This window comes from Streptomyces sp. B1I3, from assembly GCF_030816615.1.
In the GTDB taxonomy this organism is placed as follows: domain Bacteria; phylum Actinomycetota; class Actinomycetes; order Streptomycetales; family Streptomycetaceae; genus Streptomyces.
Genome location: NZ_JAUSYD010000001.1, coordinates 4,400,964 through 4,427,110, shown reverse-complemented (window position 1 = coordinate 4,427,110; position 26,147 = coordinate 4,400,964). Strand labels below are relative to the sequence as shown.

Sequence of the window (26,147 nt, the reverse complement as noted above, 5' to 3'; positions counted from 1 at the left end):
GCGGGCTGGTCCAAGCCCCTTGGTCGATCACGTGGACAGACATCACAACCCGCGTCGACCAGGGGCAGGGGGTGACGATCACCCGGGGTGCGTCGGACGAGCTGTCGGAGGCGCAGCCGGGTACGGCGACCATGACCCTGGACAACCAGGACGGGGCGCTCACCCCGGGGAATCCGAACTCGCCGTACTTCCCCTACGTGCGGCGCAACGCCCCAATCCGGGTCAGTGCGGCAGTCATGCCGACCCGGACGGGGGCAGCCCCGTGGCCGGTGTCGATGATGGGTGACCTCTTTGACGGGCCGGTCCAGTCGGGACTGTGGGCGAATGTGTACGGCGGGTCGGTTGTGACCGGCGGCCGGGCCCGAATCCCCCTGGCGGCGGGGGGATCGGCAGGGGTCCAGTCGGCCCGGTCGTGGACCCTGCCCGGGGCGTCCATCTGCGCTCGCCTCTCCACCGCGCCGAGCCCGCTCGGGTCGTCGGCCGCAGAGGCGTACTTCACTCTGAACGGCGCGGCCGACGGGACACGCATCGGATTTCGACTGGACGTTGTGGCCCGCGTCCTGAAGTGCGTCTCGATGGTCGGCTTTGCCGACGGGGCGTCGGTCGACCTCCCGTACTCGGCCATCGATCACCTGTGGCTGCGGATCCGGGAGACGGCGGGCACCGTCTACTGGGAGACGTCGGGCGACGGATGGGACTGGACGGTGCGCCGCACTCTGGCCACCCCGGCGTGGGCCGTATCGCAGTCACTCGTTGTGTCGTTCACCAACAACCGCACCGGCGGCACCGGCGACTACGCGGAGTGGGACTACCTCGGCGCCCAGATCTACCCCCGCCTCTGGGGCACGGTCAACGAGTGGCCCATCGAGTGGGAAGGCCTGCACTCCAAGGTCACCATCAGCGCGACGGACCTGTTCAAGCGGCTCAACCGGCAGCCCGCCCTGCGCTCCTGCCTGGTCGAAGAGATCGCGTCAACAGGTCCGCTCGCCTACTTCCCGCTCACCGAGCCGACCACCAGCGACACCGCGGGCGACCTGTCCGGCTCCTCCGCCAGCCCGCTCACCATCATTCAGGCCGGCGTCGGCGGAACCCTCGACCTCGGCACCACACCGGGCCCCACCGCCGCAACCGACCCGGTACCGCTGCTGACCCCGGCGTCCACCTCGGCCGGGAAGTACCTCGCCTCAGACCTGGGGCAGGCGTTCCAGACCGCGTCCGGCGCGGGGTGGATTCAGCTGGAGTGTTGGTTCCAGACCACCACCCCGGGCCGGGTCATCTTCGGCCTGGCCAGCACCATCGGCATCAGCCAACTCGTGTGGTCACTGAACGGAAGCGGCGCGCTGCAGGCGGAATCCGCGTTCGATGGGCCGCTGGTCGTATCCACCGTGGCCAGCGGGAACCTGGCAGACGGGGCATGGCACCACTTCGTCTACGACGAGGTGACGCAGCAGGTCTGGGTGGACGGGGTCCTGCGCACCAGCACTGCGGTCACCATCGTGGTGGAGCTGCGGCAGCTGACCGTGGGCGCCTACCTGAACACCCGCCTGTGGAACGGATCGATCGGACACCTGGCGCTGTACACCGTGCCGTCCAGCGCACCGATCGGAGCCGAGCTCGCCACCCACTACACCGCAGGGATGACCGCTTACGAGGGCGAGACAGCTGACCTTCGGGTCACCCGCCTCGCCCGGTACGGCGGAGTCGACAGCGTCACCATCCTCGGCGCCACGCACGACCCGGTCGCCAGCCAGGGGGAAGCCGGCGGCACCGTCGTCTCCCGGCTGCGGGAGGTCGAGGCCACCGAGTCCGGGCGCCTGTACGCGGAGCGCGACTACTTCGGCCTGGCCTACCAGTCCCGTGACCTGCGCTACAACCCGTCTTCGGCTGCCGAGGTCTTCACGATCGCCTATGCCGATTTGGAGCCGGGGGTGCAGATCTCCGACGACGACCAGAAACTCGTCAACTCGGTTGAGGCGTCGCGTCCTGGCGGTGCGACACAGAAGGTGTCCGCGCCGGCGTCGATCCTGGCCTACGGCCGGTACGAGCAGCAGCTCACCATCCTCAAGACGTCGGACAACAGCGCGCTGGACGCCGCGTACTGGATCGTCTCCCGGTACGCCGACCCGGACCCGGAACTGCGCGAGGTCCCCGTCGAGGCCTACACCATGCCGAACTATGCCGACCTCTTGGACGCGGACATCAGTTCGTACTTCACCGTGTACGACCTGCCCGAGCAGGCGCCGGCCACAGAGCTGCGCGTCACCGTCGAGGGCTACACCGAGACGCTCAAAGAGAACAGCCACCTGATTCAGTTCCGCACCTCCGAATCGAGCCAGGACTCTGTCTGGGTCCTCGATGACCCCGTCTACTCCCAGCTCGGCACCACCACCCGGCTCGCCTACTGATCGGACATTCCATGGCCGCCACCGCTCTGCCTGCCACCGCGATCGTGCAGGCCGAGACGTACTACCTGCCGCCGCCGCCCAGGCGCGGACAGATCCCCCAGGACTGGTCCCAGGTCCCGGGAGCGGAGCTCGTCTACAAGTGGGTCGAGTACCGGATGGGCCGCCGCGTCCCCGTGCCCACCGGCTGGGTGCCGGATCACCCGGGGCTCTACGCCCGGATCGATGACGGGCGGTGGCTGGTGGAGTGCGACGCCTGCCAGTCCGCGTGGATCGTCTCGGTGCTGGACCCCCGCTTCGGGTGCGCGGAATGCAAGCAGGCGTGGGTGCCGCTCATCGTGCCCGAGGACATCGCTGCCGCGGAGGCTGAGGCGCTGGCCCTCGAGCGGAGGTGGTGGTGGCACCCCGACGACCCGCTGAATCCGGTGCAGCCACCCGAGCCCGAGCCGGGAACCGAGCCTGAGGAGCCGCAGCCGTGACGTTCGCACCGAAGACCTGGGTCGTGGGCGAGGTCGTCTCCGCAGCCATCCTGAACCAAGAGATCCGCGATCAGCTCAACAGCATCTTCGGGGCATGGTCCTCGTACACCCCGACCTGGCAGGCGACCACCACCCAACCCGTACTGGGCAACGGCACCTTGGTCGGCCGGTACCTCAAGGTCGGGCGCACGGTGACGTTCACCGCACAGCTCACCATTGGCAGCACCACCACCCTGGGATCCGGCAACCAAGCGCTGGGCCTGCCGGTCCTGACCGCAACCGTTTCGAACGGCAGCCCCGGCGTCCTCGACATCAGCGTCAGCCGCGGCGGCACCCCCAACTTCGTGATGGGCCGCATCCCCCTCAGCAGCGCCACACAGGCGACCGGCACGATCTGGCTCCCGTCCACCGTCACCATCGGCGACTGGGACGCCTGGACGCACAACGCCCCGTACACCCTGGCCGCCGGTGACACCGTCCGCCTCTACGGCACGTACCAGTCCGCGACCTGACCCGCACCCACACCCGCCCCGCGCCGACCGGCCCGGGGCTTCGTCATGTCTGGAGATCTGATGGCCGCACCCCTGTCCCCTGACCGGCTGCTCGCCGCGCTGCGCGCCGAGGGCGTCACGGTCGTCGAGCACAAGAGCTGGCGCACCCACGAGCGGCCCGCGTCCACCGGCTCCTTCGGTCCGATCAACGGCGTGATGCTCCACCACACCGTGACCAGCGGCACGTCCGGGTCCGTGGCGCTCTGCTACACCGGGCACAGCCAACTGCCCGGGCCGCTGTGCCACGGCGTCATCGACAAGGACGGCACCGTGTACCTCGTGTCGGCCGGCCGGGCCAACCACGCAGGCCGGGGCGATGACGACGTCCTGCGCCAGGTGCAAGACGAGTCCTACGACCGGGACAAGCTGCTCACCCCGAACGAGGCGAACACCGACGGCAACACCCGCTTCTACGGGTTCGAGTGCGTCAACCTCGGCGACGGCAGAGACCCGTGGCCACCCGTCCAGCGTGACGCCATGGTCCGCGTCTCCGCAGCGATCCTGCGCGCCTACGGCGGGCCCGGCCAGGGCTGGACCGCCCGCAGCGTCATCGGCCACAAGGAGTGGCAGCCCGGGAAGGTCGACCCCCGCACCGGCACCGGCGGTGTCGACGTATCCCCGCCGGTCGTACGCCGCCTCGTCGACGAGCGCCTCGCCCACCCCGCGAACTGGACCGCCGGAACCAGCGCACCGACCCCGCCCAAGGAGAACGAAGACATGACCGAAGCGCAGATGGCCAAGCTGGCTGACCTCGTGGTCGACCGGCTGCTGGCCGCCGACAAGTTCGACGCGCCGGCCGACGCCGCCGACTACAGCGCGGACAAGAAGAACCCCCGGCACTACTGGTCCGGGCGGTCGGTGTTCTCCGACCTCGTGACCCGGGTCCGCCACATCGACAAGACCCTGACCGCGCTCGCCAAGAAGCTGGAGGCCTGACCATGCCCGAGACCCCGTTCCCCGGACCGAGCACGCAGACCGTCCTCAAGACGGCGAAGACCTACGGCCGGGACCTCGCCGAGCGCGTCGTCGCCACGTTCCTGCAGGCGTTCGTCGGCGGGCTCGTCCTCACCTCCCCGTTCGATATCGGCATGTGGCAGGCGGCCGGTGTCGCCGGCGTCGCCGCTGCCGTGTCCCTCGTGAAGGGCCTAGTCGCCCGGTGGCGGGACGTCACGAACTCGGCCAGCCTCGCGCGCGGCGTCTGATCTGAACTGGAGCACGACCTATGGCTGATGAGCCGTCGAACGGCGAGCTCGGGCGGCTCATCCAAGCCCTGCGCGACGACGTGCGCGAGGACCTGGGAAACCTGAACGGGCGCCTCGATTCCTTCGTCTCGCAGGACGTCTACACGATCGAGAAGACCCAGATCAACGCGCGCGTCACCACCCTGGAGACGCAACGCGAACGGGACGCTGACCGCATCGTGGCTACCCGCAGGTGGATGATCGGCGTCGTCATCACCGTGGTGGTCGCCCTGCTCCCGTACCTGGCCATGACGGTGAAGGGAGCGGGAGCCTGATGCGGCGACATGCTGAACGGCGCCGTCCCTGGCTCGGCAACGTGCTCACGCTCGGCGGCGCGCTGCTGGCCGGGGCGGCGATCCTCACCGTGCAGAACCTGGCGTCCGACCTGCGCGACGCGAACCTCGCCCGCGACCAGCTGGCCCAGCAGGTCGAGCGACTCGGCGGCCACCCGGTCGCCGGGCCGCCGGGAAGCAGGGGCGAGGCGGGCAAGAGCATCCCTGGGCCGCCCGGCCCCACCGGCCCACCAGGAGCCCCGGGCCCGATCGGCCCGACCGGGCCCGTGGGACTGACCGGTCCAGCCGGTGAGGACGGGGTCGATGGAGTCGGCACGACCGGGCCTACCGGAGCCCCCGGAGCAGCTGGTGCAGACGGCCAGTCCGTGACCGGGCCCGTCGGCCCGGCGGGCGAACCCGGCCCGGCCGGGCCGCCCGGCGCCGACGGGAAGGACGGCCGCAACGGGGCGGACGGCAAGGACGGCCGCGACGGTCAGACCTGCCCGGACGGGTACAGCCTCCAGCCGCCGCCTGGCGACCCGGACGGGCTGATGTGCCGAAGAGCCCCGGCGCCCGAGCCCGAGCCGGACCCCACCGGTGCCGGGCCGCTCGCCCTGGACCCCGCCCGCCGGCAATACCCCTGAACCACATCGCCCCCTGCATCTGGCCTACGGGCCGGGCGCGGGGGGCGCTTTCGTGCGTCCGAGGTCAGGCGTCGAACGGTTCCGCGCCGTGGGCTGCCGCAATCTGGTCGATCCGCGCGGCAAGGTCGAAGTCTGCCGCTGTCAGCTTGTAGCCGGCGTCGTGCGTGGTGATGCCGAACCGCACGTGATCCCAGCGTAGGTCAATGTCCGCGTGATGACCGATGAGGCGTTCAACGTCCGCAACGTGCACGATCATCGCGATACCACCGTGGTAGCGAATCCCGAACCGGCAGGTGATCTCGTTTCCGTCCCGCTTCCAGCCCGGTACCCCGGCCAGGCGTGACGCGATCTCCTCGTCCGTCAGCGGCTCCTTGCCCACGTTCAGCTCCTATCGGTCACAGGTGCCAGGATCTCCGCGAGGTCCCGGCCGACCGGTGCATCGTGCCACGGGCGCATCGCCCGCTCCAGAGTGATCAACTCTCTGCGCATGCGGGCGGACCGGGTCTCGAGAGCAACCGCCGCCACATCGCGGGCGATCTCCAGGGCCCGGTCAGGTTCACGCGCGACCGCGGCTGCGGTCGCCTGCCGCGCCATGTACACCCCGCGGTCCCTGCGCGCCGTCTCCGGCACGACCGTTAGGACTTGGGACCACAGGGCCCCCGCCTCGGCGCCAAGCCCCAGACGCCCGTAGCAGGTCGCCCTCTGTACCTCCAGGTAGCCGGGCGTTCTGCGACACGCATTGCCCCATGGCAGGTCGTCGTCGACGCGGGGCAGCAGCCTGTCGGCTTCATCGAGCAGCTGGTCGACGGACCGGCGATCTTCCGTGAGGCTGGCACCGTGCGCCTGCTGCTGCATTGCCATGATCCGCACCTTCGGGACCAGGCGGTCGGCGTCGTCGAGGGCGGCCTCGCACAGGTCGATGACCGCGTGCCCGTCACCCAGGTCGGTGCGCACCTGGGCCTGGTTCACGAGGCTGTACCCAATGAGATGCGGATCGCGGGACCGCATCGCGATCTCCTGCGTCACCCCGCGCCAGAACGCTGCCCCGTCCATGTCGCCCGCATCCTGGTACAGCCAGCCGACGAGGGCCGCGTAGGCCGCCCCGACACGCAGCAGGCCGCGGCGCGTCTCCCCCTTCGCCGACCGAACCAGCTTGTCGATGAGCTGGTACTGAGCGGACACCGTTCCGATCAGGTCATGCGGGCCGAGAAACATGTCCGCCCGGTAGTGCCCCTCCAACTGCTGCTGGAAGTAGTCGATCAGGGCAGGGTCAACGTGCTGCGGAGCAACGGGGCCGGCGACAAGCGCGGCCGCGGTGACGCTCACGAATGCGCGTCGGTTCACATCTGCCTCTTCTTGGTGCTCGGGCCGGATCCAGCCCGGCGGGGTGGTGAAGCCCAGGTCCTCGGGCCACCGGCCGAGCGCGTCGTGAATGACGACCGCTGTCTCTTCGGCCGGCCATCCCGGCCGGTCGCCCTCCCACCGCCGCCAGGTCCGCGCGGACACAGTGAACTGGCGGTCGTCCAGCAGCTGCTGCCCGTGCTCGGAGAGGCCTGCGGCGGCGGACTCGATGGTTCGCCAGCCGGCTCGTAGGCGTGCTGCACGCAAGGCGTCGTTGCGGCCCATCTGCCCAGTGTGAGGTGTCATCGTCCGCGCTCCCGGCCATGGCCGCCACGTGGCCACGCGTGGCCGTTCGGCGACCTATTCGCTACCTGACGTGCACACACATCATCAGGGTGTGACAGCGGGCCGCGCAGGGGAATGGGCGCGGCCCCTCCAATCGGGCTGGGAGTCGGTCGTGGCGATGACGATGAAGGTGTACGAGGTCGACCGGTACGGCAACACGGTTCGCGTTGTGCAGCCCGAGACCGAGGTAGTCCCCCTCGAACGGCCCGAGTCCACCGACCGGTACCCGGCCTGCGAGTGCGCCCAGTGCAAGGGACAGTCGTGACCCCCGCCCGGGAACTGCCCCGCCTCGAGGTACTCACCTGGGACCAGATGGCCGGCCGCGCCTGCGTCTGGTGCAAGACGCTGCTCACCACCGGCGCCGTGTCCGCGGGGACGATCCGCGACCAGGACGGTGCCCACGTCCTCGACACCGAGGTCTGGGCCTGCCCGCCGTGCGACGCGGGCGAGAAGCCCAACTGACAACTTCCGCCCCGGCCGACGAGACCTCCCAGGAAACCCCGGCCGGGGCGGTTGATCCCCAACCAGAAGAAGGAGATCACCGTGAGCGTATTACCCGTCATCGCCCGCGCCCTCATCACCGACGCAGAGTTCACCAGCTGCCGCAACACGGTGACGGACGCCAACCCCGGCATGCCCGAGGAGATGGCCGGCCGGATCGTAGAGGAGAGCCTGAAGTTCGTAGCCGCCTGCGCGCAGAACCCGTCCACTGGCCTGGCCCCGTCACGGATCGTGGACGAGGGATGGCACGCCCTCATCCTGCACACCGCCATGTACGCCGAGCTGTGCGAGCGGCTCGGATCCTTCGTCCACCACTTCCCGGGGTACGACCCGACGCACTACGATCCGCCGATCATCGACCGCACCCGCAAGACGATCGCCGCACTCGGCTACCCGGCAGACCCCGAGCTCTGGGGCCCGCCGTCGGACGAGACGCTCGTCTCAGTCGCAGCGAAGTGCCAGCACGCGCCCTCGTGCACCATCGTCATCACCCCGAAGCCCAAGCCCGGCGGCTGACCACCCGCTAGCCTGACGGAAGGAGGTGCCCTCATGGCGCAGGAGTGGATCGACCCGCGGTACGCCGAGATGGTCGCAGCGTGGGAGGCCGGGCAGGAACCGCAGTCCCGCGACCCGCGGAAGCCCAGGCCCGTAAGGGGATTCCTCGTCCCCACGGGACCTGAGGCACCGCAGGACTGAACAGCAGGAGCCCCGACCGCGCACGCGGTCGGGGCTCCGTCACGAGTCGACGACGTCTCCACCGAGCTGCTCCCGGGCAAGCGCGATCAGCATCTTCTGCTTCTCAATGAACTCGCCCATATGGTCCCGGTCTTCATCCACGAACAGGCTGGTGACAGTGGCTCCAAGATCCGACGGATCGCGGCGGGGCCACAGTGTCTCCACCTGATTCGCAGCAAGAATCGCACTTCGCCAGAGGCGCTCCGCTTCGTGCGCCAAAGCGGCGGGGCCCGCCAATGCCAGCTCAACGTACCCGTGATACATCAGCTCTGAGGCGTTCTGTGCTTGAGTGATCGCGACGTCCCAGTCGCCATCCGCGGCCGATACCGGCACCTCGATGGCGGCACTGAGGCTTACGGCCGCAGCGCGGCTCTGTGCCATGAAGGCCGTGTAAGCAGCGTGCCGAGTCTCAACACGCTGAGACCTTCGGCCTTCCGAGCGGTCGCGTTCCTTGTCTGCCGCGTCCTGTCGCCCTTTCAACAAACCCAACACGCCCGTCAGGCCTGACCCTGCAAGGACGCCGACTGCGGCGATGACACTGGTCCATAGGGGTGACATGAAGGCATTGAACCAGCGTGACGATGCAGTGGTGGAGTCGCAGCAATCGGGGCGTCCTACCTAACCTTCGAATCGAAGGGCACGGGCAGGAGCCCCCGAAGGAGTCCGGAGATCGCCACAAACGTGCAGGTCAGAAGCTTGCGTTCGGCGGCCGATCACCTAGGACCTCACCCCTCGTTGCAGCGGTGTCTTAATCCCATTCTCGGGTTCCCTGCGCCGGTCCCTCCACTGATCAGGTACGAGACCCTGGCCTCGACCAGTGCCCGCAGGAACCGGTCCCCGGCAGGCGGCACCGTACCGGCCTCGACGAGCTCCGCCAGGGTGAAGGCCTGCGGCCGCACCACTCGCAGCGACAGACATGTCGAGCCGACGGACACCGGCGGCAGGATCGCGTGCATGCGTGTCCCGTCCGGAAGCCGTGCGTCCACCCAGGGCCGGGCATCGTCCAGCCGTCGCCCCGCCACCGCAGCCAGCCTCTGCGCCAGCCTCCGGACCGCCGCGGCGTCCTGGAAGGTGACCCTCGTCAGTTCCAGCCCGCCACCGCGATCGACCCACACCCTGTCAGGCGCGGAGACCAGCACGTCGGTCACCGCCGGGTCGGCCAGTAACCGCTCCAGCACACCGGTGCCGACCAGTTCGCCCCGAAGTTCTTCCGCAGCACCGAGAACTTCCGCGTCACCGAGCAGGCGCCCCTGCTCCCTCAGGGCCGTCGCCACTCCTGCCGGGGTGGGTTCCGTTCCGCTTCGGGCCAGACGTTGCCGCACCGCGTCGAGCAGCGTCTCAGTCATGTCGCACCTCGGGCCCGGGCTGTCGAGGCGCCACCTGTGGTGGCCGAACCGTCCGCCAGGTCCCAGAACGCTGTGCAGAAACGGGCGAGAGGGCCACGGGCATGACCGCCCGGCGGCTCGCCTCCGTCCTGAGCCGCCGACAGACCCGCCTCCGTAGGCAGGTCACCGACAAGAGGCCGGCCCAGCGCCCCCGCCACCCAGTGCTCGTCCAGTCCGGCCGAGTAGGGGCCCCGGGCGACAATCCGCAGATCCTTCAGGATCAGCCCCACCGAAGACGCCACCCTTGTGGCCGCCGCCACCGCTCGCAGCTCACCGGGCACCACCAGCAGCCCGACGTCCAACTGTGCGAGCGCCTCGGCCACGCCTTCATCGATCCGGCGCGGCAGATCCACGACCACCACACCACCGAGTCGGCGCGCCGCTGCGAGGACCGCGCGCATGGCATGCGGAGGGATCACCACCTCGTCGTCCCGCCCCCAGCTGAGTACGCGCAGCCCGTGCAACGCCGGCAAGGACTCCTCCAGCGCACCGGCTCCTACTCGCCCTTTGGAACGAGCGAAATCCGGCCACCGCAGGCCCTCTGACTGCTCGCCGCCCAGCAGCACGTCGATCCCGCCACCCAAGGGATCGCCGTCGATCAGCATGGTCCGCCGACCGGACCTGGCCGCGGTCACGGCGAGCGCGCAGGCCAGCGTCGACGCGCCCGCTCCGCCCCGCCCTCCCATCACACCGACGGTCAGTGCCGGACGCCCCACACCTTCAGTCGCGTTGGCGATCTGGTCGACGAGCCAGCCTTCCGAATCGGGGAGTCGCAGCACGTATTCAGCTCCGATCTCGACGGCGCGACGCCATACGTCCGGGTCGTCCTGATCGCGGCCTACGAGCATCACACCGCGCCTTCGGGCCGCTCCACGGCAACGCGCGGCCGCGTCGTCCCCCACCAGGACCACAGGGGCCGTCTCCCAACCGCCCCTTGCTCCGGGCGGCCCGTGATGCACTTCGGGCACTGCTCCCGCCGCCGCGCACAACCTGAGCAGGTCGTCCAGCAGCTCCACGTCCTCGGTCACGATCAACGGCCCGCTCCGCGGCACTTCCGCGGCCGCCAGGCCTCCTCGTGCGAAGGCACCCGCCATGATCTCCACCCCCTTCTCACTGCCTCTTCAGTGCGGTTCGCGGTGATCTCGGGCTGTTCCGAGAGGCGCGATTCCGGAACCCACGGACTTCGAGGGCGGAATCAACCTGCACCGTCACGGAAAAAGATGTGGATCTTGCTCAAAAACTGTGGACAAGTTCGAGATTGTGAATATCTCGGTAGCTCGTACAGGCGACTTTCGCAGCGCAGCCCTTCCGCTACACAGCGTCACCGGGCATGCTCGGGCGAAGCCGGAGCAGGGATCGGCCGAGCGGGCCGGAGCAAGGGAGGGAGGCCTGAGCTGCAGGGCTCAGAAATGCGTCCGGACATGCGACGACCCCCGCCGGGGGGGAGAGCGGGGGTCGTCCCCACGGCCGACTCGGGGGGGGAGGAGCCGGACCGGGGTTAGCACGGTCGCGAACGATCCGTGACTTCCATGGTGTACCCGAGGGCCTTCTCAGGCAAACCCACCCGCCAGATTTTACGCCGAATGGTGGCCCCCTATGCTCACCTTTGTGGAAAACTGCTTCTCGCCGCGTACAGCAGCCTTCTTTGACTTGGACAAGACGGTCATTGCGAAGTCATCGACGCTGACCTTCAGCAAGTCCTTCTACCGAGGCGGGCTGATCAACCGCCGTGCCGTACTGCGCACCGCGTACACGCAGTTCGTGTTCCTCGCCGGGGGCGCCGATCACGATCAGATGGAGCGCATGCGCGCGTATCTCTCAGCGCTCTGCAAGGGATGGAACGTCCAGCAGGTCAGGGAGCTCGTCGCCGAGACCTTGCACGACCTGATCGACCCCATCATCTACGACGAGGCAGCGACCCTCATCGAGGAACACCACACCGCCGGACGCGATGTCGTGATCGTGTCGACCTCCGGCGCGGAGGTCGTCGAACCGATCGGGGAGCTGCTCGGCGCCGACCGGGTCGTCGCGACCCGGATGGTCGTCGGTGACGACGGCTGCTTCACGGGCGAGGTCGAGTACTACGCCTACGGGCCGACCAAGGCCGAAGCCGTCAAGTCGCTCGCCGCCTCCGAGGGGTACGACCTCGCGCGCTGCTACGCGTACAGCGATTCCTTCACCGATGTGCCGATGCTGGAGTCGGTCGGCCACCCGCACGCCGTCAATCCGGACCGGGCACTGCGACGGGAGGCCACCCTGCGGGATTGGCCGATTCTCGTCTTCGATCGTCCGGTCCGCCTCAAGCAACGACTGCCGGTCTTCTCGATGCCCCCACGACCGGCCCTCGTGGCCGCTGCCGCAGTGGGCGCAGCAGCTGTCACCGCGGGGCTGGTCTGGTACGCGTCCCGCCGCCGGGCCGCCGTACTCACCTCCTGATCGCGGACACAACCGGCCGGCACCGCGTGGATGCCTTCGGGCCGCAACCAGCACGGCGAAGCGGGCACAGCAGTGTCCGGATCATCCCTGTTTGAAACCAAAAGTAAAGAAGTCTGGCCACCGCTTCCGCTCCTCGCCGCCCTGGAGTACAAAGGACTCAACGGCCCGCGAGACCGAGGACATCCGAGAGGATCACCTTCACACGCACAGAGGCCCCACGGACCGCGCACGAACGCTGAGCACCCACGCGACGTCGACCCGTCGATTACGGGCCAGCCACACCAGGCGCCGGGCAAAGTCCCCGGCCTGATGGGCATATATCGAGGACGCTTGGTAACTGGGCGAACGTGCCAGCGGCGGTACCGCAATCGGTACCGCCGCACCCCTTTTCACGCACCACCGCAGCCACCGGCACCGCGCCGCATCGGCAACTTCCAGGGCCTCTAAGATCACCACGGGGCAAGGTTGCCGGCGCCGCGCCCTTGCCCCACCGGAGCAAACGAAGACACACCCCTAGGCGGCACCGCGCTGCAGCGCTTCACACACCGCCGTCGACTCCCTCACACCGAGTTCGACCGACCGCCCGCAGTGGGCGATCCAGTCAGCCATGCCTTCCGGCTTCCCCGAGAGATACCCCTCGAACGCCGCCACGTACTCCGCCCGGCCCTGTTCCGCATGGCCCACCTCGGCCGGGCAGATCGACTTCGGATCGAGCCCACTGCCGATCAGCACGATCCGCTCGGCCGTCCGGGCAACCAGGCCGTTGTGCGACACGAACGGCCGCAGGGCCAGCAATTCGCCGTGCACGACCGCAGCCGTCACCAACGCGGGTGCCGAGCTCCCGGCGATGACCAGCTGCGACAGTCCTTCCAGCCGCCCGGCCATCTCTTCGACACCCGGTACCGCCGCCTCGATCAACGGCTCGTCGACCGGCTCTCCCGTCAAACGAGGCCGCCCTACGGCACCCTCGGGCGTCGACCCGCCGGCCGCGACGAGGTGCAGTCGGGCGAGGACTCGCAGCGGCGACTGCCGCCAGATGGAGAGCAGTCCACCCGCCTCCGCGGTCAGACGCAGGGCGGCTCCCATCGTGGCCGCCTCGTCGTCACCGCGAAAGTCGGTGCGCCTGCGCACCTCCTCGAGATTCCAGTCGGCGCCCGAGAGCGCGGCCGAGCCACGAGCGCCCCGCAGGGCCGCTTCAGCGGTCACCTCGTTGCTGCGGCGCCGCATGACGCGGTGCCCGTACACCCGGTCCACGGCCTTGCGTACGGAGTCCACCGCCTCGGCGACGCCCGGCAGGGCTCCCAGGGCGGACAGCGGGTCCGAGGAAGTCGTACTCATAAGTAGGGAGGCTACGCGCCCCGTGCGCCGATACCCCGCGAGAGTGGTCTTCTTCACCAAGCATGAGAACTTACAGCGATTGACCAACTACCCTAGGTGAACATGAAGATCGCTTTCGTGGGGAAGGGCGGCAGCGGCAAGACCACGCTGTCCTCGCTCTTCATCCGACACCTCGCCGCCAACGAAGCCCATGTCGTCGCCGTGGACGCCGACATCAACCAGCACCTCGCGACCGCTCTGGGTCTCGACGACAGGGAGGCCGGCGCCCTGCCGGCGATGGGCGCGCAGCTGCCTCTCATCAAGAACTACCTGCGCGGCAGCAACCCCCGCATCGCATCCGCCGCGACAATGATCAAGACGACACCACCGGGCGAGGGTTCGCGCCTGCTGCGCGTACGCGAGGACAACCCCATCTACGACGCCTGCGCGACCACGGTCCGCCTGGACCACGGGGACATCCGGCTCATGGTGACCGGCCCGTTCACCGAGGCGGATCTCGGGGTGGCCTGTTACCACTCCAAGGTCGGCGCGGTGGAGCTGTGTCTCAACCACCTGGTCGACGGGCCGGACGAGTACGTGGTGGTCGACATGACAGCGGGATCGGATTCCTTCGCATCAGGGATGTTCACCCGCTTCGACATGACGTTCCTGGTCGCCGAACCCACCCGGAAGGGTGTTTCGGTGTACCGCCAGTACAAGGAATACGCACGCGACTTCGGCGTCGCCCTGAAGGTCGTCGGCAACAAGGTGCAGGGCCCGGACGACCTCGACTTCCTGCGCGCAGAGGTCGGCGACGACCTACTGGTCGGTGTCGGGCACTCCGACTGGGTCAGGACGATGGAGAAGGGGCGACCGGCCCCGTTCGACCTGCTGGAGGCGGACAACCGTATGGCGTTGCAGACTCTCCAGAACGCCGCGGAGGACTCCTACGCCGATCGCGACTGGGAGCGGTACACGCGTCAGATGGTGCATTTCCACCTCAAGAACGCGGAGAGCTGGGGCAACGAGAAGACGGGGGCCGACCTGGCAGCCCAGGTCGACCCCGCCTTCGTTCTGCACGAACAGGAGCGCCGGGAAGCCGTCGTCGACCAGCCCGCCTGAGGCTCCGGATATGCGCCCTGACCAGCCGGTGACCTACGGCAGGGCGGGCAGGCCCGCAGGAGGACGCTTGCTAGTCCGCACTCCTGTCAGCGCCCTTGCCTGCCGGCTGGTCCGCCGGTTTGGCGGGGATCGGGCTGACTGCGGGCCTGCCCGGAACGCCACTGGCGAGGAATGCCGTCCACCCGGGCTCGGGGCTCTGCCCGACCTTCAGCGTCCGGAGTCTGGCGAGCACCGCCGGGTCCTGTGCGTCCAGCCAGTCGGCCAGCTGACGGAAGGAGACGCAGCGCACGTCCTGCTGGGTGCAGACGGTCCTGATCGTTTCTTCGACAGCACGCATGTACGTGCCACCGTTCCAGGACTCGAAGTGGTTCCCGATGATCAGCGGGGCCCGGTTCCCCTTGTAGGCGCGGTCGAATGCCTGGAGCAGGCCGTCGCGCATCTGTTGCCCCCAGTACGCGTGCCGGTTCGGATCCCCCTGCGTCGTGCCTGACTGGTTGAACATGAAGTTGTAGTCCATTGAGAGAGTTTCGAAGGCGCGCCCGGGAACCGGGACGAGTTGGAGGGGGAGATCCCAGATCCCCTGCTTCTTCGCAGGCCACACCTGGTTGCCGACACCACTGGAGTCGTAGCGGAACCCCATGGTCCGCGCCGCGGCGACCATGTTCTGCTGCCCTTCCAGGCAGGGCGTACGGGCGCCGACGAGTTCCTTGTCGTAGTCGAAGGGCAGCGGAGCTTCGCCCTTGAGAGCCGGGGTGTTGGTCTTCCAGCTCTTCACGAAGGACTTGGCCTGGCTGATCTCACTCTTCCACTCCTCGACCGACCAGGTCCCGACCCCGCCGTCCGGGCCGCAGAAATGCCCGTTGAAGTGGGTGCCGATCTCGTTGCCCTCCTGCCACGCGCCACGTAGCTCCGTCAGCGTGTCGCGAATGCCCTCGGTGTCATTGAATCCGATGTCGGATCGGCCCACGGAGTGCTGGGGCGGGTCGTAGAGAGCCTTCTTCTCCTCCGGCAGGAGGTACACGCCACTGAGGAAGTAGGTCATCTTCGCGTCGTACTTCTTCGCCACCGCGCGGAAATGCGAGAACAGCTTCTGGCTGTCCTCCCCCGCACCGTCCCACGAGAACACCACGAACTGCGGCGGCTTCTGGCCCGGCTTCAGGCGCTTGACCACGGGGAGCCTCGGCTGCGTCCCGGTGTAAGCGGTGGAGCCGTCACCGATGAGTTTGACGGCACCCTTGGGGGCTGCGGCCGGAGAGCCCTCCTCCAGGCCCGGCGCGCCCTTCTTCCTCACCGGCGAACCGGTCCCGTCCGGGCCCGAGCAGCCGGCCAGGCCCGCGATCAGCGCCAGGGCCACAGTGCTCAGGGTGAGCGCCTTCGTGGCGGCCATCATCCGTCCACCCTCTTTCTTCCAGGAGTCGTGCGTCGTTGTGCCGAGACGGCGCGACCAACGTCGCACGCAACCCTGGAAGATCGGACGATCAAATCAGATGAAAAGATGCTTATTCACTGATAAGAGTGACAAAGAGGGCCAATTGCTCGAAAGCATGGACACTTTTCTTTACTCTCCATTACGATTCATTTACCGAGAGTTGCCAAATTCCGCCGCTGCATGCCGTGACCCACGGCCGCGCCCCTATCGACTACGCGACCGCGCTGCCCCGGAGGAGACGGGACCATGCCTGCCTGTGCCCCTACACGCAACGACCACTCATCTTGCAGCTCGCGCCCTTCCCGCTCGTCGGGACTCAAGCGCCCTCACAGTCCGCCACCGGTCCACGGCCGCCGTTACCGCATTTCAGGCGCCGACCTGTCCGCGTCCATCACCGTTTTCCTGATCGCCGTCCCCATGTCGCTCGGCCTCGCCGTCGCCATGGACGCCCCGCTCGCAGCCGGCCTCGTCTCCGCGGCCATCGGCGGCATCGTCGCCGGGCTGCTCGGCGGTACACCCCTTCAGGTAAGCGGCCCGTCCGCCGGGTTGACCGTGGTCACCGCCGAGTTGATCCAGATCTACGGCTGGCGTACCACCTGCGCGATCACCGTCGGCGCAGGGCTCCTCCAGATCCTGTTGGGATCACTGAGAGCCGCCCGCAGCGCCCTTGCCGTCAGCCCCGCCATCGTGCACGGCACGCTCGCGGGTATCGGCGTGGCCATCGCGCTCGCCCAAATGCACGTGGTGCTCGGCGGCACGCCACAGAGTTCCGCCCTCGACAACGCTTGGGCGCTTCCCGCCCAGTTGGCGCAGATCAGCCCCGCCGCTCCCTCCATCGGCGCACTGACCATCGCCCTTCTCATCGTGTGGCCGCGGCTTCCCGGGCGCGTCGGGACGGTGCTCGGCCGCATTCCCGCCGCACTCGTCGCCGTCGGAGTCGCAACGGCCGTCGCAGCCGCGGCCACCCCCGGGATCGCCCGGGTCGATCTGCCGTCATGGAGCTCGCACGCCTTCGCCGAACTGCCGCACGGTCCGGTGGCAGCGCTCGCCACCGCGGTGTTCACAGTCATGCTCGTCGCCAGTCTGGAATCGCTGCTGGCAGCGGTGTCCGTCGACAAACTGGCTGCCGACCGGGCATCGGCCGCGTCCAGGGACGGCTCGACGCCGTCCCCGCCCGTCAAGCGGTCCGACCTCGACCGAGAACTCCGGGCCCAGGGCATCGCCAACGCACTGTCCGGAATGTTCGGCGGGCTCGCCGTGTCCGGAGGCGCCGTACGCAGTTCGGCGAATGTGCGGGCAGGAGCGACAGGCCGCGCCGCCACGGTGCTGCACGGGGTATGGATGTTGCTGGCTGCCGTGCTGCTCGTCACTGCGCTCGAATGGATTCCCCTGGCCGCCCTCGCCGCCCTGGTGATGGTCGTAGGCATCCAGATGGTCAGCTTCGCCCACATCCGCAATGTCCACAGACACCGTGAATTCCTGGTCTACGGGGCCACGATCACCGGTGTGATCATCGCGGGTGTGCTGGTGGGCGTGGCGATCGGCATCCTCGTGGCGGTGGCCATCGCTCTGCATCGGCTGGCCCGCACGCGGATCACCGTGACGGAACAGGACGGCCGGTTCCTCGTGTCCGTCCGTGGGCAGCTGACCTTCCTGGCGGTCCCCCGGCTCAGCCGGTTGCTCAACCAGCTGCCGGAAGGTGCCGACGTGATCCTGGAGCTGGACGGGTTCTTCATGGACCACGCGGCGTACGAGACCATTCAGGACTGGCACACCGCCCGGACCGCCCTGGGCAGCAACATCGTCCTCACCGGGCGCTCGGGCGGCCGGATCGCCGAGCCCGCGTCAGCTGCCCATTCCTGCTGCCGGCCGTGGACGCCATGGCGCAACCACCACTGTCACGACCGGCCCCATCCCACCGTCGTCGATGCTGCCCCGGGGGCCGGCATCATCGGCGCCACCGGCGTCCCCATGTCGCCGGCCGCCTCCCGGTCCGCCCCGGCAGCAGCATCGCCAGGTGCAGCAACAACCTCCGCACACGGTCGGCCGAGCCGTCACCGGCTGCTCAGCGGCCTCAGTTCGTTTCAGCGCACCACGGCACCGCTGGTTCGTGAAGAGCTGGCCCGGCTGGCGGCCGAAGGCCAACGGCCCTCCCAGTTGTTCATCACCTGCGCCGATTCCCGTCTGGTCACCAGCATGATCACGGCGAGTGGCCCGGGCGACCTCTTCACCGTACGGAACGTCGGCAATCTCGTGCCGCCTCCGGACGCCGAGAGCACGGAAAGCAATGACGACTCCGTGGCTGCCGCGATCGAGTACGCGGTGGATGTGCTGGAGGTCGAGTCCATCACGGTCTGCGGACACTCCGGATGCGGAGCCATGCAGGCCTTGTTGGATGCCACGCCGGAGACACCCCGGACACCCCTGTGGCGTTGGCTGCGGCACGGTCGGCCGAGTCTCGAGCGCATGGGCTCGCGTCATCACTCCTGGGCACGGATCGCCGGGAGACTGCCCACCGACGCGGTGGAGCAACTCTGTCTGACCAACGTGGTGCAGCAACTGGAACACCTGCGCGCCCACGACTCGGTGGCACGCCGACTCGCCGCCGGCACACTGCAACTGCACGGCATGTATTTCCACGTCGGCGAAGCACAGGCCTACCTGCTCACCGAAGGCGCCAGTTCCGGAACCGGACCTGACGAGGTCTTCGCCCGGGTCGCGCCCGGTGCGGAACCCGACACCGACCCCCACGCCCCGCCGAGTGCCCAATCCCGCACCTATGCCGGCTCCGGAGCGGTTCACGGGGCCCCCGACACAGCGGTCGGCGTCTGAACCTCCCACGTTCCCGGTCCGTGAGACCTTGTGGTTCCCGCTTCCGCAGCGCACGCCAGTGCTTGCGGAAGCGGGATGCGTGGCCCCATACACGAAACACAGGTCTAAACCAATTCCTGGCAGACACTTGTCACCTGGCCCGCGGCCTGATGAGCTGTCCTCCGGGACACAACGGACACCCTGGGAATGGGAGATGTCGTGAGCAATGAAAGCCTGGCCAATCTGCTCAAGGAGGAGCGGCGGTTCGTACCGCCTGCCGATCTGGCCGCGAACGCCAACGTGACGGTGGAGGCGTACGAGCAGGCCGAGGCGGACCGGCTGGGCTTCTGGGCCGAGCAGGCCCGTCGCCTGACCTGGGCCACGGAGCCGACCGAGACGCTCGACTGGAGCAATCCGCCCTTCGCCAAGTGGTTCGCGGACGGCAAGCTCAACGTGGCGTACAACTGCGTGGACCGTCACGTCGAGGCGGGCAACGGCGACCGGGTCGCCATCCACTTCGAGGGCGAGCCCGGCGACAGCCGCGCCATCACCTACGCCGAGCTGAAGGACGAGGTCTCCCGGGCGGCCAACGCCCTGAGCGAGCTCGGTGTCGGCAAGGGCGACCGGGTCGCCGTCTACCTGCCCATGATCCCCGAAGCCGCCGTCGCGATGCTGGCCTGCGCCCGCATCGGCGCGGCGCACTCGGTGGTCTTCGGTGGTTTCTCGGCCGACGCGATCGCCGCCCGCATCCAGGATGCGGACGCCAAGGTCGTCATCACCGCCGACGGTGGTTACCGGCGGGGCAAGGCGTCCGCGCTCAAGCCCGCGGTGGATGACGCCGTCTCGCGTTTCAAGAGTGTCGAGCACGTCCTGGTGGTGCGCCGCACCGGTCAGGAGGTGGCCTGGGACGACTCCCGTGACCTGTGGTGGCACGAGATCACCGGCAGGCAGCCGGCCGAGCACACCCCCGAGGCGTTCGACGCGGAGCAGCCGCTGTTCATCCTGTACACCTCGGGTACGACGGGTAAGCCCAAGGGCATTCTGCACACGTCCGGTGGTTACCTGACCCAGGCGGCGTACACGCATCATGCGGTCTTCGATCTCAAGCCGGAGTCGGATGTGTACTGGTGCACCGCCGACATCGGCTGGGTGACCGGGCACTCCTACATCGTCTACGGTCCGCTGGCCAACGGGGCGACCCAGGTCATGTACGAGGGCACTCCTGACACCCCGCACCAGGGGCGGTTCTGGGAGATCGTCCAGAAGTACGGGGTCACGATCCTCTACACCGCGCCGACCGCGATCCGTACGTTCATGAAGTGGGGGGACGACATCCCCGCCACGTTCGACCTGTCCTCGCTGCGTGTCCTTGGTTCGGTCGGTGAGCCGATCAACCCCGAGGCCTGGATGTGGTACCGCAAGCACATCGGCGCGGACAGGTGCCCGATCGTGGACACCTGGTGGCAGACCGAGACCGGCGCCATGATGATCTCCCCCCTGCCCGGGGTGACCGCGACCAAGCCCGGATCCGCCCAGCGCGCCCTGCCCGGCATCTGCGCCACCGTCGTCGACGACGAGGCCCGCGAGGTCCCCGACGGCGGAGGCGGCTACCTCGTACTGACCGAGCCGTGGCCCTCGATGCTGCGCACCATCTGGGGAGACGACCAGCGCTTCCTGGACACCTACTGGTCGCGCTTCGAGGGCACGTACTTCGCCGGCGACGGCGCCAAGAAGGACGAGGACGGCGACATCTGGCTGCTGGGCCGCGTCGATGACGTCATGCTCGTCTCCGGCCACAACATCTCCACCACCGAGGTCGAATCCGCCCTCGTCTCCCACCCGGCCGTCGCCGAGGCGGCCGTGGTCGGCGCGAACGACCCGACGACCGGCCAGGCCATCGTCGCCTTCGTGATCCTGCGCGGCACCGCCACCACCTCCGACGACCTCGTCGCCGAACTCCGCAACCACGTCGGCACCACACTCGGCCCGATCGCCAAACCCAAGCGCGTCCTCCCCGTCGCAGAACTGCCCAAGACCCGCTCCGGCAAGATCATGCGACGCCTGCTGCGCGACGTCGCCGAGAACCGCGAACTCGGCGACGTCACCACCCTCACCGACTCCTCCGTCATGTCCCTGATCCAGACACAACTCCCCACAGCACCCTCCGAGGACTGAACCCTACGGCTGACGCGGTACGACTCCGAGGGGCATCCGGCACCGCGCCGGGTGCCCCTCGACGCATTCACCGCTGTCACTGAGCCGCTGCGTCCGGCCGGCCCACCGGCCACCGCTCCGCCCCGCTGCCTCGGGCCGCACCTCGGGCCGTGTCGCAGGTCGTCTCCCGGCCGGAGTCCGGCACCCCGGGTAGAGTGGTGACTTCGCCGGCGGAGCAAGTCGGCTGGTCAACGACAACTGCACACACATCTCCACAGGTGCGCCGGGAAGTCTGGTCGGCATGTGTTTCGCCATGCCGTTGCTGCCGTTCCCGACCGGAGGTCTCCCGTGGACGCGCCCGCTCCCCCGCCCCCCCGCCGCACCCTGCTCGGCAGGCTCTCCCTGCCCGAGCGGAATTACCTCGCCGACGCCCTGCGCGCCGAGACGGTCGGTGGCGTCCTCCTCCTGGCTGCAGCCGTCGCAGCACTGATCTGGGCGAACGCCTTCGGCTCCAGTTATGCGGCCGTCGGCCATTTCCACTTCGGTCCCGAAGCGCTGGGGCTCCACCTGTCCGTGGCCCACTGGGCGGCCGACGGCCTGCTCGCCGTCTTCTTCTTCGTCGCCGGCGTCGAGCTCAAGCGCGAACTGGTCGCGGGCGAACTCCGGGACCCCAGGGCCGCCGCCCTCCCCGTGGCCGCGGCACTGTGCGGCATGGCCGTTCCCGCCGTCGTCTACGCCCTGACTGCGGTGCTCGGCGGGGGCTCCCCGGCCGGCTGGGCCGTGCCCACCGCCACCGACATCGCCTTCGCACTCGCCGTACTCGCGGTCATCGGCACATCGCTGCCGTCGGCGCTGCGTGCCTTCCTGCTGACGCTCGCCGTGGTCGACGACCTGTTCGCCATCCTGATCATCGCGCTCTTCTTCACCGACACCATCGACTTCCTGGCCCTCGGCGGGGCCTTCGCCGGCCTGGTCGTCTTCTACGTACTGCTGCGCGCCGACGTCCGCGGCTGGTACATCCATCTACCGCTCGCCCTGGTCATCTGGGCACTGATGTACAACAGCGGCGTCCACGCCACCATCGCCGGTGTGGCCATGGGTCTCATGCTCCGCTGCACGCGCCGCGAGGGCGAGTCGCAGTCCCCCGGTGAACGCATCGAACACCTGGTGCGCCCCCTGTCGGCCGGAATCGCCGTGCCGTTGTTCGCGCTCTTCTCAGCGGGTGTCACCCTCAAGGGTGATGCCCTGGCAAGCGTGTTCACCCGGCCCGAAACCCTCGGCGTGGTTCTCGGTCTGGTCGTCGGGAAGACCGTCGGCGTCTTCGGCGGTACGTGGCTGGTCAGCCGGTTCACCAAGGCCGAGCTGAACAAGGACCTGGCCTGGGCGGACGTCTTCGCCGTGGCCACGCTCGCCGGAATCGGCTTCACCGTCTCGCTGCTCATCGGTGAGCTCGCTTTCACGGGCGATGAGGACATGATCAACGAGGTCAAGGCCGCGGTGCTCCTCGGTTCCCTCATTGCCGCCGTACTCTCCGGTGTACTGCTGAAACTCCGGGTACGCAGATACCGGGCCCTGTACGAGGCGGAGGAGCTCGACGAGGACCAGTCGGGTGTTCCTGACGTCTACGAGCAGGACGACCCGGACTACCACCTACGGATGGCCGCCCTGTACGAAAGGAAGGCGGCCGAGCACCGCCGCCTTGCCGAGCAAGCGGGGGCAGCGAGCGGTAAGCCGGGCAGTCCGGCATGATCTGACATCGGATGTACGGAAGAGGAGAGGGAGTCAGGGATGAGCGACCCCGGCAACTATGCGGGCAGCACCGACCGTAGTCTCGGACAGCTGTTCGCTTCGGCGACCGCCGAGATGTCCGCGCTGGTGCACGACGAAATCGCCCTGGCGAAGGCCGAGGTGCGGCAGGACGTCAAGCGCGGTGTGATCGGCAGCGTGGCGTTCATCGTCACCGGTGTACTGATCCTGTTCGCGATTCCGGTGCTGAGCTTCGCCGCGGCCTACGGGATCCACAACCTCGGGCTCGGTCTGGCCTGGTCGTTCCTGATCGTGGGCGGTGCGTTCATTCTTCTGGGCATCCTCCTCGCGCTGTTCGGCCTCGCCAAGTTCAAGAAGGTCAAGCCGCCGGAGAAGTCCATCGCCTCGGCCAAGCAGACCGCGGCGGTCCTGCAGGGTGTGAAACCGCATCCGCGCCCCGCCGTCTCCGCGCACGCGATCGAGCGCGCGCAGGGGAGCACCCTCGCGGACAAGGCCATCGAGACCCACCCGGTCCAGGACAAGGCGAACTCTGTGGCACGCTCGTCCACATGACCGTTCCCGATATGAGTACAGCCGGCCCTGTGGGGCCGCTGGGGCCGGCAGCCGGCCCCGGCGGCCCCGTCCGCCTCGACGGCCCCTGGACCCACCGCGACGTGGCGGCGAACGGCGCCCGCTTCCACATCGCGGAGCTCGGTGACGGGCCGCTGGTGCTGCTGCTGCACGGCTTTCCGCAGTTCTGGTGGACCTGGCGCCACCAGCTCACCGCGCTGGCCGACGCGGGGTTCCGTGCCGTAGCCATGGACCTGCGAGGCGTGGGCGGCAGCGACCGCACGCCGCGCGGATACGACCCGGCCAACCTGGCACTCGACGTCACCGGCGTGATCCGGTCGCTCGGCGAGCCGGACGCGGCACTCGTCGGTCACGACATGGGCGGCTACCTCGCCTGGACCGCAGCCGTCATGCGGCCGAAGCTGGTACGCCGGCTCGCGGTGTCGTCGATGCCCCATCCGCGACGCTGGCGATCCTCGATGCTCTCCGACGTGGCCCAGTCCCGGGCCGGTTCGCACATCTGGGGCTTCCAGCGACCGTGGGTGCCGGAACGTCAGCTCGTCGCGGACGACTCGGCGTTGGTCGGGCGGCTGATCCGCGACTGGTCGGGGCCTCGCACAACGGACTTTCCCGACGACGCCACCGTGGACGTCTACCGGCGCGCCATGTCCATCCCGTCGACGGCGCACTGCTCGATCGAGCCGTACCGCTGGATGGTTCGCTCCCTGGCCCGTCCGGACGGCATCCAGTTCAACCGGCGGATGAAGCGACCCGTGCGCGTACCGACGCTGCACCTGCACGGTTCCCTCGACCCCGCGGTCCGGACCCGCAGCTCCGCCGGGTCCGGGGCATACGTCGAGGCGCCCTACCGTTGGCGACTTTTCGACGGTCTGGGGCACTTCCCCCACGAGGAGGATCCGGTCGGCTTCTCGACCGAGCTCATCAACTGGCTCAAGGATCCCGAGCCCGACCGTTAGCCGCACGGAACACGTGTCCGACGAAGAGCCACTTGCCTGGCGCATAAGCCAATTGGCTGACTCACACGCGATTACCGACCTTGAGTCACGGGCAGACGTCGGGGTATGGGCTGGACGCGCGACTTCACTGACGCAGCACGCAACCGCCGCTCGACCGCTCCTGCTGGTCCGAGCACTCTTGAGGGGGGCGGCTCCCTGAGCCGGGTGCACGATGTGAGCGATTTTCATGATCTCCGGCTGGGCATCCCGCGCATCCTCCATCGCAGGGCACGCTGGGTCTCGGCGCGGCTGCGCCATCCCCGGACGTGACACGGGGAACGACCCGCTGCAGGACGGAACGGCACACCCCGGACGGTCCCACGCCCTTCGAGGCCGTGGGACCGTCCGGTGTACCGAGGCACCGGGAACACCGGCCGGGCGTCGCCCGGACGACGCTTCCTACAGGGCGCAGCCCTGGCTGTCGACCTCCTGGACAGCGGCCTTGCCGAGGTCGATGTCCTCTCGGATCTCGTCGGCCGTCAGGGCGTACCCGGTGTCGGGGTCGTCGAGCGACTTGGCGAACACCACGCCGTACACCTTGCCGTCCGGAGTGAGCAGCGGGCCGCCGGAATTGCCCTGGCGGACGGTCGCGAAGAGCGAGTACACATCGCGCTGCACAGTGCCCCGGTGGTAGATGTCCGGGCCACCGGCGTCGATACGGCCACGAATGCGCGCGGAGCGCACGTCGTAGGCACCGTTCTCCGGGAAACCGGCGACGATGGCGCTGTCACCGCTCCTGGCGTCGTGCTTCGTGTCCGTGAAGCGCAGCGGCTCGGCGTCGAGGTCCGGAACGTCCAGGACGGCGATGTCACGCTGCCAGTCGTAGAGGACGACCTTCGCGTCGTAGAGCCGGCCTTCGCCGCCGATCTGGACGGTCGGCTCGTCGACTCCGCCGACCACGTGCGCATTGGTCATGACGCGCCGGTCGGAGACGACGAACCCGGATCCCTCGAGCACCTTGCCGCAGCCTGGTGCCATGCCGACGACCTTGACGATGGATTCCTTGGCGCGTGCGGCGACGGGGCTGCCCGCCAGCGCCGGATCCGGCGCCTGGACCTCGGTGATGGGCTCGTTGGCGAAGGGGCTGAAGACCTGTGGGAAGCCGTTCTGCGCGAGGACCGAGGAGAAGTCGGTGAACCAGTTCGAGGCCTGATCGGGCATCACGCGGGAGACACCCAGCAGGACCGACGAGCTGCGGACCTCCTTGCCCAGCGTCGGCAGAGACGTCCCTGCGAGTGCCGAGCCGATCAGCCAGGCGACCAGCAGCATGGCCGCGACATTGACCAGGGAACCGCCGGTGGCATCAAGGGCGCGCGCGGGCGACCACGTGATGTACCGGCGGAGTTTGCTGCCCAGGTGGGTGGTGAATGCCTGTCCCACGGAGGCACACACGATCACGATCACGACCGCGACGATGGCGGCGGTGGAGGAAACCTCCGACCCGTCGGTCACCTGGTCCCAGATGACCGGCAGCAGGTAGACGGCCACCAGGCCGCCACCCAGGAAGCCGATCACGGACAGGATGCCGACGACGAAACCCTGGCGGTAGCCGATGACCGCGAACCACACGGCACCGACCAGCAGCAGGATGTCCAGCACATTCACCGTCTATAGCCTCGCAGATTCGTCACCTGGCCCGTCCGGTTCGAC

The 26,147-nt window shown here is 68.7% G+C and carries 26 protein-coding genes and 1 pseudogene; 19 read left to right on the top strand and 8 right to left on the bottom strand.

Annotated elements, in window-relative coordinates:
- Window positions 1–71: 71 nt before the first annotated feature.
- From QFZ58_RS20300 to QFZ58_RS20270, 7 genes are read left to right on the top strand one after another with little or no spacing between them, the layout of a single operon-like run.
- Window positions 72–2,405 (top strand): hypothetical protein, encoded by a 2,334-nt coding sequence (locus QFZ58_RS20300; RefSeq protein ID WP_307126320.1) that lies wholly within the window; start codon window positions 72–74, stop codon window positions 2,403–2,405.
- A gap of 11 nt (window positions 2,406–2,416) precedes the next feature.
- Window positions 2,417–2,881 carry a hypothetical protein gene (locus tag QFZ58_RS20295; RefSeq protein ID WP_307126319.1) on the top strand — a complete coding sequence of 155 codons (465 nt, stop codon included), beginning with the start codon at window positions 2,417–2,419 and terminating at the stop codon, window positions 2,879–2,881.
- Window positions 2,878–3,393: a hypothetical protein gene (locus QFZ58_RS20290; protein ID WP_307126318.1), complete on the top strand. Its 516-nt coding sequence runs from the start codon at window positions 2,878–2,880 to the stop codon at window positions 3,391–3,393. Before QFZ58_RS20295 ends, QFZ58_RS20290 begins: the two co-directional genes overlap by 4 nt.
- 60 nt (window positions 3,394–3,453) lie before the next feature.
- Window positions 3,454–4,368, top strand: coding sequence for a peptidoglycan recognition family protein (locus tag QFZ58_RS20285; protein WP_307126317.1), 915 nt, complete (start codon window positions 3,454–3,456; stop codon window positions 4,366–4,368).
- A 2-nt stretch (window positions 4,369–4,370) separates the two neighbouring features.
- Entirely contained in the window at window positions 4,371–4,634 is a 264-nt protein-coding gene (locus QFZ58_RS20280) for a holin (protein ID WP_307126316.1), read from the top strand.
- A 20-nt stretch (window positions 4,635–4,654) separates the two neighbouring features.
- Complete coding sequence (locus QFZ58_RS20275; protein ID WP_307126315.1) at window positions 4,655–4,948, top strand: hypothetical protein; 294 nt, start codon at window positions 4,655–4,657, stop codon at window positions 4,946–4,948.
- Complete coding sequence (locus tag QFZ58_RS20270; RefSeq protein ID WP_307126314.1) at window positions 4,948–5,589, top strand: collagen-like protein; 642 nt, start codon at window positions 4,948–4,950, stop codon at window positions 5,587–5,589. Before QFZ58_RS20275 ends, QFZ58_RS20270 begins: the two co-directional genes overlap by 1 nt.
- Before the next feature lie 64 nt (window positions 5,590–5,653).
- Here the strand turns inward: QFZ58_RS20270 and QFZ58_RS20265 are convergent, their stop codons facing one another.
- Both QFZ58_RS20265 and QFZ58_RS20260 read right to left on the bottom strand, forming a co-directional pair.
- The gene (locus QFZ58_RS20265) at window positions 5,654–5,968 is read right to left on the bottom strand and encodes a 4a-hydroxytetrahydrobiopterin dehydratase (protein WP_307126313.1); all 315 of its coding nucleotides are present in this window, start codon (window positions 5,966–5,968) and stop codon (window positions 5,654–5,656) included.
- A 2-nt stretch (window positions 5,969–5,970) separates the two neighbouring features.
- Window positions 5,971–7,236 (bottom strand): Twin-arginine translocation pathway signal, encoded by a 1,266-nt coding sequence (locus tag QFZ58_RS20260; RefSeq protein ID WP_307126312.1) that lies wholly within the window; start codon window positions 7,234–7,236, stop codon window positions 5,971–5,973.
- Window positions 7,237–7,387: 151 nt separating this feature from the next.
- On the opposite strand from QFZ58_RS20260, the gene QFZ58_RS20255 reads away from it, so the two are divergent.
- The 4 genes from QFZ58_RS20255 (at window position 7,388) to QFZ58_RS20240 (ending at window position 8,472) form a co-directional block, all read left to right on the top strand.
- Window positions 7,388–7,540, top strand: a complete 153-nt coding sequence (locus tag QFZ58_RS20255; RefSeq protein ID WP_307129100.1) for a hypothetical protein — start codon at window positions 7,388–7,390, stop codon at window positions 7,538–7,540.
- A complete protein-coding gene (locus tag QFZ58_RS20250; protein ID WP_307126311.1) occupies window positions 7,537–7,737 on the top strand; it encodes a hypothetical protein in 201 nt (66 codons plus the stop codon). The genes QFZ58_RS20255 and QFZ58_RS20250 overlap by 4 nt, the downstream gene beginning before the upstream one ends.
- A gap of 75 nt (window positions 7,738–7,812) precedes the next feature.
- Window positions 7,813–8,292, top strand: a complete 480-nt coding sequence (locus QFZ58_RS20245) for a hypothetical protein (protein ID WP_307128932.1) — start codon at window positions 7,813–7,815, stop codon at window positions 8,290–8,292.
- A gap of 33 nt (window positions 8,293–8,325) precedes the next feature.
- Window positions 8,326–8,472, top strand: coding sequence for a hypothetical protein (locus QFZ58_RS20240; RefSeq protein ID WP_307126310.1), 147 nt, complete (start codon window positions 8,326–8,328; stop codon window positions 8,470–8,472).
- A gap of 39 nt (window positions 8,473–8,511) precedes the next feature.
- Here QFZ58_RS20240 and QFZ58_RS20235 read toward each other — a convergent pair whose 3' ends face one another.
- The 3 genes and pseudogenes from QFZ58_RS20235 to ssd form a co-directional block, all read right to left on the bottom strand.
- Window positions 8,512–8,892, bottom strand: coding sequence for a hypothetical protein (locus tag QFZ58_RS20235; RefSeq protein WP_307126309.1), 381 nt, complete (start codon window positions 8,890–8,892; stop codon window positions 8,512–8,514).
- A gap of 386 nt (window positions 8,893–9,278) precedes the next feature.
- A pseudogene (locus QFZ58_RS20230) lies at window positions 9,279–9,857 on the bottom strand (ATPase, T2SS/T4P/T4SS family); the annotation flags it as partial.
- Window positions 9,854–10,990, bottom strand: a complete 1,137-nt coding sequence (gene ssd / locus QFZ58_RS20225) for a septum site-determining protein Ssd (protein ID WP_307126308.1) — start codon at window positions 10,988–10,990, stop codon at window positions 9,854–9,856. The pseudogene QFZ58_RS20230 and the gene ssd, both read right to left, overlap by 4 nt.
- Window positions 10,991–11,492: 502 nt before the next feature.
- Between ssd and QFZ58_RS20220 the strand changes: the two genes are divergently transcribed.
- Window positions 11,493–12,332, top strand: a complete 840-nt coding sequence (locus QFZ58_RS20220; protein ID WP_307126307.1) for an HAD family phosphatase — start codon at window positions 11,493–11,495, stop codon at window positions 12,330–12,332.
- A gap of 513 nt (window positions 12,333–12,845) precedes the next feature.
- Here the strand turns inward: QFZ58_RS20220 and QFZ58_RS20215 are convergent.
- Window positions 12,846–13,670 carry an oxidoreductase gene (locus tag QFZ58_RS20215; RefSeq protein WP_307126306.1) on the bottom strand — a complete coding sequence of 275 codons (825 nt, stop codon included), beginning with the start codon at window positions 13,668–13,670 and terminating at the stop codon, window positions 12,846–12,848.
- A gap of 102 nt (window positions 13,671–13,772) precedes the next feature.
- Here QFZ58_RS20215 and QFZ58_RS20210 point away from each other — a divergent pair, with 102 nt between their 5' ends.
- Window positions 13,773–14,771, top strand: a complete 999-nt coding sequence (locus tag QFZ58_RS20210) for an ATP-binding protein (protein ID WP_307126305.1) — start codon at window positions 13,773–13,775, stop codon at window positions 14,769–14,771.
- Between the two features lie 70 nt (window positions 14,772–14,841).
- Here the strand turns inward: QFZ58_RS20210 and QFZ58_RS20205 are convergent, their stop codons facing one another.
- On the bottom strand, window positions 14,842–16,161 hold the full coding sequence (locus QFZ58_RS20205; RefSeq protein ID WP_307126304.1) for a hypothetical protein: 1,320 nt from the start codon (window positions 16,159–16,161) through the stop codon (window positions 14,842–14,844).
- 285 nt (window positions 16,162–16,446) lie between these two features.
- Between QFZ58_RS20205 and QFZ58_RS20200 the strand changes: the two genes are divergently transcribed.
- From QFZ58_RS20200 to QFZ58_RS20175, 6 genes are all read left to right on the top strand, one after another.
- Window positions 16,447–19,032, top strand: coding sequence for a SulP family inorganic anion transporter (locus tag QFZ58_RS20200; protein WP_307126303.1), 2,586 nt, complete (start codon window positions 16,447–16,449; stop codon window positions 19,030–19,032).
- 186 nt (window positions 19,033–19,218) lie between these two features.
- Window positions 19,219–21,186, top strand: coding sequence for an acetate--CoA ligase (gene acs / locus QFZ58_RS20195; protein ID WP_307126302.1), 1,968 nt, complete (start codon window positions 19,219–19,221; stop codon window positions 21,184–21,186).
- A 327-nt stretch (window positions 21,187–21,513) separates the two neighbouring features.
- The gene (gene nhaA / locus QFZ58_RS20190) at window positions 21,514–22,914 is read left to right on the top strand and encodes a Na+/H+ antiporter NhaA (RefSeq protein WP_307126301.1); all 1,401 of its coding nucleotides are present in this window, start codon (window positions 21,514–21,516) and stop codon (window positions 22,912–22,914) included.
- Between the two features lie 39 nt (window positions 22,915–22,953).
- The gene (locus tag QFZ58_RS20185; protein ID WP_307126300.1) at window positions 22,954–23,484 is read left to right on the top strand and encodes a phage holin family protein; all 531 of its coding nucleotides are present in this window, start codon (window positions 22,954–22,956) and stop codon (window positions 23,482–23,484) included.
- Window positions 23,481–24,458, top strand: coding sequence for an alpha/beta fold hydrolase (locus tag QFZ58_RS20180; RefSeq protein WP_307126299.1), 978 nt, complete (start codon window positions 23,481–23,483; stop codon window positions 24,456–24,458). Before QFZ58_RS20185 ends, QFZ58_RS20180 begins: the two co-directional genes overlap by 4 nt.
- A gap of 105 nt (window positions 24,459–24,563) precedes the next feature.
- Window positions 24,564–24,767 (top strand): hypothetical protein, encoded by a 204-nt coding sequence (locus tag QFZ58_RS20175; protein ID WP_307126298.1) that lies wholly within the window; start codon window positions 24,564–24,566, stop codon window positions 24,765–24,767.
- 129 nt (window positions 24,768–24,896) lie between these two features.
- Here QFZ58_RS20175 and QFZ58_RS20170 read toward each other — a convergent pair whose 3' ends face one another.
- Window positions 24,897–26,102: a MarP family serine protease gene (locus tag QFZ58_RS20170; protein WP_307126297.1), complete on the bottom strand. Its 1,206-nt coding sequence runs from the start codon at window positions 26,100–26,102 to the stop codon at window positions 24,897–24,899.
- Window positions 26,103–26,147 lie beyond the last annotated feature (45 nt).

Bases quoted from the DNA above. Each gene is read 5' to 3' on its own strand.
- QFZ58_RS20295 (WP_307126319.1), top strand. From the start codon at position 2,417: ATGGCCGCCACCGCTCTGCCTGCCACCGCGATCGTGCAGGCCGAGACG.
- QFZ58_RS20285 (WP_307126317.1), top strand. From the start codon at position 3,454: ATGGCCGCACCCCTGTCCCCTGACCGGCTGCTCGCCGCGCTGCGCGCC.
- QFZ58_RS20280 (WP_307126316.1), top strand. From the start codon at position 4,371: ATGCCCGAGACCCCGTTCCCCGGACCGAGCACGCAGACCGTCCTCAAG.
- QFZ58_RS20275 (WP_307126315.1), top strand. From the start codon at position 4,655: ATGGCTGATGAGCCGTCGAACGGCGAGCTCGGGCGGCTCATCCAAGCC.
- QFZ58_RS20270 (WP_307126314.1), top strand. From the start codon at position 4,948: ATGCGGCGACATGCTGAACGGCGCCGTCCCTGGCTCGGCAACGTGCTC.
- QFZ58_RS20260 (WP_307126312.1), bottom strand. From the start codon at position 7,236: ATGACACCTCACACTGGGCAGATGGGCCGCAACGACGCCTTGCGTGCA.
- QFZ58_RS20240 (WP_307126310.1), top strand. From the start codon at position 8,326: ATGGCGCAGGAGTGGATCGACCCGCGGTACGCCGAGATGGTCGCAGCG.
- QFZ58_RS20235 (WP_307126309.1), bottom strand. From the start codon at position 8,892: ATGGCACAGAGCCGCGCTGCGGCCGTAAGCCTCAGTGCCGCCATCGAG.
- ssd (WP_307126308.1), bottom strand. From the start codon at position 10,990: ATGGCGGGTGCCTTCGCACGAGGAGGCCTGGCGGCCGCGGAAGTGCCG.
- QFZ58_RS20220 (WP_307126307.1), top strand. From the start codon at position 11,493: ATGCTCACCTTTGTGGAAAACTGCTTCTCGCCGCGTACAGCAGCCTTC.
- QFZ58_RS20215 (WP_307126306.1), bottom strand. From the start codon at position 13,670: ATGAGTACGACTTCCTCGGACCCGCTGTCCGCCCTGGGAGCCCTGCCG.
- QFZ58_RS20210 (WP_307126305.1), top strand. From the start codon at position 13,773: ATGAAGATCGCTTTCGTGGGGAAGGGCGGCAGCGGCAAGACCACGCTG.
- QFZ58_RS20205 (WP_307126304.1), bottom strand. From the start codon at position 16,161: ATGATGGCCGCCACGAAGGCGCTCACCCTGAGCACTGTGGCCCTGGCG.
- QFZ58_RS20200 (WP_307126303.1), top strand. From the start codon at position 16,447: ATGCCTGCCTGTGCCCCTACACGCAACGACCACTCATCTTGCAGCTCG.
- acs (WP_307126302.1), top strand. From the start codon at position 19,219: ATGGGAGATGTCGTGAGCAATGAAAGCCTGGCCAATCTGCTCAAGGAG.
- QFZ58_RS20185 (WP_307126300.1), top strand. From the start codon at position 22,954: ATGAGCGACCCCGGCAACTATGCGGGCAGCACCGACCGTAGTCTCGGA.
- QFZ58_RS20180 (WP_307126299.1), top strand. From the start codon at position 23,481: ATGACCGTTCCCGATATGAGTACAGCCGGCCCTGTGGGGCCGCTGGGG.
- QFZ58_RS20175 (WP_307126298.1), top strand. From the start codon at position 24,564: ATGGGCTGGACGCGCGACTTCACTGACGCAGCACGCAACCGCCGCTCG.